The sequence below is a fragment of the Flagellimonas flava genome, assembly GCF_050617915.1.
Taxonomy (GTDB): domain Bacteria; phylum Bacteroidota; class Bacteroidia; order Flavobacteriales; family Flavobacteriaceae; genus Flagellimonas; species Flagellimonas flava_A.
The window spans coordinates 1-259 of sequence record NZ_JBODQE010000091.1 but is presented as its reverse complement, the minus strand read 5'-3'; the positions used below and the strand labels follow the sequence as shown (position 1 = coordinate 259).

The window sequence follows — 259 nt, the reverse complement described above, 5'->3', positions numbered from 1 at the left end:
AAACGACGGAAATTTGATTTTCGGATAGAAAGTTGGCCAAGAGCATGCCATGGTCATTTTTCCGCACCAAAGTGCAGATGTCGGAATACACATAATCCTTGGATTGTATATTCTTAATGGTCTTTAGCTCCTGTTTACAATGTTCCTCCGCCTTATCATCAACTTCCTTGTCCACAAAGGAAAATTCAATATAAGCCCCTTGTTTGTTGTTGCTCTTCTGCTGGCATCCTTCCAAGAAAAGATTGCGATATTCCGTATT

General features: G+C 40.2%; 1 protein-coding gene. It reads right to left on the bottom strand.

Annotated elements, in window-relative coordinates:
- A partial coding sequence (locus tag ACRHOZ_RS21105) for a hypothetical protein (protein ID WP_431130283.1) occupies window positions 1-259 on the bottom strand: 259 nt, incomplete at both ends.